Origin of the sequence: Photobacterium minamisatsumaniensis, assembly GCF_050336695.1 — a bacterium.
In the GTDB taxonomy this organism is placed as follows: Bacteria; Pseudomonadota; Gammaproteobacteria; order Enterobacterales; family Vibrionaceae; genus Photobacterium; species Photobacterium minamisatsumaniensis.
Genome location: NZ_JAKJSI010000086.1, coordinates 1 through 5,042, shown reverse-complemented (window position 1 = coordinate 5,042; position 5,042 = coordinate 1). Strand labels below are relative to the sequence as shown.

Here is a 5,042-nt window from a genome sequence, read left to right as displayed (position 1 = left end):
GGTATCAATTGTGAGTCGATCAATTGAGAGAATGTCACGTCCACCTCRGTGGACCTTAATATTATTGAGCTCAAACATACATTTATCTTATTTATCTTGCTGTCGGGGACAGTTATCGCATAACTCGCCATCGTGACGGCGATAGTGCATACAGCAACTAATACGCTTTACTTGCCAGCGTCCTGATTGTTCATCTTTTTGCAATGCATCAAGGTGGCGCAAAGGGAGTCCTAGGTGGCTAAGCCACATTGTGGCATGGCGAACTATATCGTTATCTATCTCTTGGTTTGTTTTCTCGCAGGCTTGTTGCTCAGTCATTAAAGATTGACGTTGTACCAATGCTTCCAGAATCGCATCGGCAATGAGGGGTTTTGTTAGCCCAGGGCGTAGGCGGTTGTGCTGGTTAAATTGACAGTGTAACTCGTCAAGTAACATGGCTAGCTGAGCGCAAGCATATTCAATCAACTCATCTTCTGTGCCTGTGTACCAATTATCCCCTTGAAGGTGAAAACCCGCAACAACACCTTGCTTGTAATCTTGTGCGATATTACGAAGAGGAGGGATACTGCGAAGTGCATAGACGCCGATAAATGCAATATATAACGGTTGCCAGGCCAGCATGGTCCAACTGCGGGTTAACCAATAAGGGGTACCAGCTTCTGGGTGCGCAGATTTCCAATGTTGATATAACGTATTCAGCAGCTCAGGGTTACCATAAGCTGCTGATATATGCTGATGATCTGCAATGCCGATCCGACCCTTCAAATAAGGTGAAACCTGTTCTGCATACTGGAAAAGTTGTTTGTACTTTGCTGTCGCCATAACCTGCCTATAACGAAGAAGACAGCAGGCGAACCTGCTGTCTAATGTTATTTAAACCTTAGAAGCTGAAGTTGATTGTTGCTTCGATGGTCTGTTCTGCACCAGCCCAACAGTTGTTGCTGTCGTAGCACGAGTAGTAGTCGGTATTAAATAGATTCGTTGCCGAAACAACGGCACTTGCGCCTTGCATACTATGGCTCAACTCACCCAAATCATACTTAACCGCTAGATCTACTAGTGTGTAGCTTGGTACCGTATCGGTATTTAGAGCGTCAAGTTGTGTTTCGCCGACGTAGCGAACACCTGCACCAAATGTTGTGCCAGATAACGCACCGTTAAACACGTTGTAGTTTGCCCAGACTGAACCAGTTTGCTCTGGTACCCAAATTGGTGTTTTACCTTTGTACTCAGAATTATGCTCGGTAATTTCCATATCCATAATGGTGTAGTTAACCGCAACATCTAGGTTTTCTGTTAAGAATACTTGGCTTTCAAGTTCGATACCTTTAGATACAACCTCACCCGTTTGTGTCTGTGGGCCATAGATATCAGAAGGGTCAAGCGGTACTAATGTATTGGTTTTCGTAATGTGGAAAGCAGATACCGTGGCTGTTTTGCTCATGTCGTCAGACATGTATTTAACACCAGCTTCCCATTGCTTGCCTTCAGAAGGCTTGAAAGCGTTACCGTCTTTATCACGGCCTGCTATTGGTTCAAAGCTGGTCGCGTAGCTAAAGAATGGTGATAAACCCGTGCTGAATTCGTACAGTGCACCTAGACGGTATGAAAAGTGATCTTGTTCTACATCGTCAGCATCTGATTTGTATTGGTCGAAACGACCGCCTGCAATCAAGACTAAGTTTTCAACACGAACCTGATCTTGGAAATACAAACCAATTTGCTCTGAATCAATATTATAATCGTATTCAGCTTGTGCTTGCAGCGATGATGGGTCGATTTGGTTTGTATTTGGGTTATAGATATTAACTGAAGAAACCGCACCAAAATCAGTGTGAAGCGCAGAGCCTTTTAGTTTTTGGTAATCGACACCAAATAACACATTATGCTCAAGATCACCGGTATAGATAACGCCACTTAGTTGGTTATCCATAGTGAAGCCTCTCGACTCTTCATCGGTGCTGTATGCGTTACGCATAAGCATCTCTGAACTACCATCTTCAAAACCAGTGTTGTACACGTTTTCCTGACGAAGGCTTGCATCCATATAGCGGACATTATGAAGAAGCGTCCAATCACTGTTGAATTCATGGTTAATTTTGTAGCCTGCTAGAAGAACTTCACGATCTAGCTTATTCCAGTTTTGGTCGCCCAAAAATAAATCAGATGGCAGGTTACCGTTAGGACTGTTGTAAACCGAGCCTACAGCAGGCGCTGCAGAGTTAATGCCTGCATCAGGATCACGTTGGTAGTATAAGTTGAAGTTAACCAATGTTTGATCGGTTACGTTCCAATCTAGTGATGGGGCAATTACGTAGCGAGTTTCTTTTACACCTGGAGCCTGACTGTCACGATCACTTGCTTTTGCAATAATACGGTAGGCAAAATCGCTATCACCGATTTGACCTGTAGTATCGATGCTGGCTTCTTTTAGGTTGTTGGTACCCGTTGACACACTCACATCAGTGTTGCGCTCTTTTTGAGGTGTCTTTGGAATGATATTGACCATACCGCCAGGAGGCATTGCACCATAAAGAACCGATGTTGGACCTTTGAATACTTCGATTTGCTCGATGGCAATCGGGTCGATTTGAGGTTGAAGGTTCCAGCCTGATAGATACTGTAGGGCAAGGCCATCGTAATAGCTTTGGTTAACATCAAAACCACGAATATTAAAGGTGTCATAGATTTTAACGCCACCACCACGCACCTCGGTATTTACACCCGGTACATAGCGCATCGCTTCGCTTACAGAGTTAACACCACGGATCTCAAGGGTTTCGTTATCTATTGTTGTGATTGACTGCGGTGTTTCTTCTGGTGCTAGTGCTGTTTTTGTCGCGGTATTACGGTAAGCCTGACCCAGTACCGTAATGGTATCCATGGTTGTCACGTCGTCAGATTGTGCCGCTTCGTTGTTGGCCACCGCTGTAGCAGGCACCGCCAGAGCGGTTGCGATTGAAAGCGCAATAACAGAACGTGAATATAGCTGCTGCATGGATACCTCAAAAATAGTTAAAAAGTTGTTACTAAATAGGAATTATTCTCACTCGCATTCTAATGCAGTGAGAAAATGCAAAATTAACAATTTGGGGCATCATTGAGGCTAAATAAGAAAAAAACGCATTTGCAGGTGTTGAAATACGTTTGATTTGGTTGGAATTTAATCAAGCAGTAGCTGGTTGAATAGGGATCCAGTACTCCATGGAAGCATCACTGCTATTAATGTTGAAACCAGGTTGATAAATTTCAAGCTCGAACCCTTCTATACCACGGTAGTTCGATTGTGGAAGCCAAGCGGAAAGGAACCATTCTAACGTTCGATTGAGGTTACCTATGGCACCCGTATAGGGGATCACCGCGTACTCTTGAGTTGGTACGACCAAAATGCTCTCTTTATTTAAGTTGGCCATCTCTTGCATAGATACTTCAACGCCAGCCCAATAGGGGATTGGTTTACCTTCATCAATATCATGGGTGTCTATCACACCGTAAGCTGGAACAGTTAAAGGTGCTGTTTGCCCAGTGAGTTGGTGCATTTGTTGCCATATAGTCGGAACAACATTAGCGAAATTGGGTTCGTTAGCACAAAGGCCTTGGATTTCGCCTTTAACACCGTGTAGGAAAAACTCAGCTTTACGTTCTACCCGTATTTGCAGTAACCGCTTTTTAATTTCATGAGCTTCATGAATTGGCATGGTCGCTTTGAGTGGTGTTTTTAACCCGATTCGTTGCCCACGCTTACGATAAGCGCTGGGGGAGCAGTTAAAAAGTTGTTTAAACGCGCGGGTAAAGCTGACTTCGGAATTAAAACCACAGTTTAAGGCTATGTCAACAATACGCTCATTACCGCTTAGCAGCAGTTCAGCAGCCAAGCTTAGCTTCAACTCACGTACATAGTGAGCAACGGTTTGGTTGGTTTCGCTTAGAAATACCCGTTGCAGCTGCCAGCGTGACCAGCAACTTTTCTTAGCAAGCAACTCCACCGATAACGGTTGATCGATATGCGTATGAATGTAATCTAAAACACGCTCAATTCTGGTAAGTTGATGATTTTCGGTGTCTAGCTGAATATTGGTATTGTTAGTGGTTTTCATTATCTTTTTCGGCGCTGATCTAAATATGACCAATAGTGATAGGATAGCATTGAATAACCGTAAATTATTGTTCTATTTTATAGGTATATCAACGACGATATTAATAACGTAAGGAAACGACGATGAAAGTTATCGCCTTTGCTGCAAGTAGCAGTAGTACTTCTATAAACAAACAGCTTGTAACTTATGCCGCATCTTTACTGGAGGGGGCTGACGTTGAAGTGTTAGATCTTAACGATTACGAATTACCACTTTTTAGCCAAGATAAAGAGCAAGAGCTTGGCCAACCTGAATTAGCAAAAGCATTTCTAGCGAAAATTCAAAGCGCGACAGCCGTTGTTGTTTCCTTTGCAGAGCATAACGGCTCATATTCTGCAGCATATAAGAATTTATTTGATTGGTGCTCACGCATCCAGCCAAAGGTGTACCAAGATAAAAAAATGGTGTTACTTGCCACATCACCGGGAGCAAGAGGTGGGCAGGGTGTACTTGCCGCAGCAAGTAGTGCGATGCCTTTTTTCGGCGCAGACGTTAAAGCGTCGGTTTCAGTACCTAGCTTCTTTGATAATTTTAACTCAGAAGAACAGAAAGTGAGTAATCCTGAAATTAATCAGCAGATTATAACGGCAGTGAGTGCACTTTACAGCTAAATATCAGAAGAATAAGCATAAAGCCACCCTTTGTATCGGGTGGCTTTTATAATTCTAAGTATCGAATACCATTTAAATTAACGAACTATAAAAAACAGTATTTAAAATGGAACAATTATTTTTCAATAAAGTTGTTTTATAAATTACACCGATCTACATAAACGAACGATCTTAGTAAACAAAAATGAACAATATGATTTTGAAAATAAAATATTGCAATTTAATTATATGTTTAAATTTTTTAAGTTGTTGTTTATGTTTGTTTTTAATATTTATTAGTCTTAATTAATTATTC

4 protein-coding genes are annotated in these 5,042 nt (G+C 42.2%); 1 reads left to right on the top strand and 3 read right to left on the bottom strand.

Going from position 1 to position 5,042, the window contains the following annotated elements; genetic code table 11:
- Nucleotides 1–87: 87 nt before the first annotated feature.
- From L4D78_RS27935 to L4D78_RS27925, 3 genes are all read right to left on the bottom strand, one after another.
- Entirely contained in the window at nucleotides 88–822 is a 735-nt protein-coding gene (locus L4D78_RS27935; protein ID WP_428469948.1) for a siderophore ferric iron reductase, read from the bottom strand.
- A gap of 58 nt (nucleotides 823–880) precedes the next feature.
- Nucleotides 881–2,998, bottom strand: coding sequence for a TonB-dependent siderophore receptor (locus L4D78_RS27930; protein WP_428469947.1), 2,118 nt, complete (start codon nucleotides 2,996–2,998; stop codon nucleotides 881–883).
- A gap of 169 nt (nucleotides 2,999–3,167) precedes the next feature.
- Nucleotides 3,168–4,097 (bottom strand): GyrI-like domain-containing protein, encoded by a 930-nt coding sequence (locus tag L4D78_RS27925; RefSeq protein WP_428469946.1) that lies wholly within the window; start codon nucleotides 4,095–4,097, stop codon nucleotides 3,168–3,170.
- A gap of 122 nt (nucleotides 4,098–4,219) precedes the next feature.
- On the opposite strand from L4D78_RS27925, the gene L4D78_RS27920 reads away from it, so the two are divergent.
- The gene (locus L4D78_RS27920) at nucleotides 4,220–4,747 is read left to right on the top strand and encodes an NADPH-dependent FMN reductase (RefSeq protein ID WP_428469945.1); all 528 of its coding nucleotides are present in this window, start codon (nucleotides 4,220–4,222) and stop codon (nucleotides 4,745–4,747) included.
- The last annotated feature ends 295 nt before the right edge of the window (nucleotides 4,748–5,042 follow it).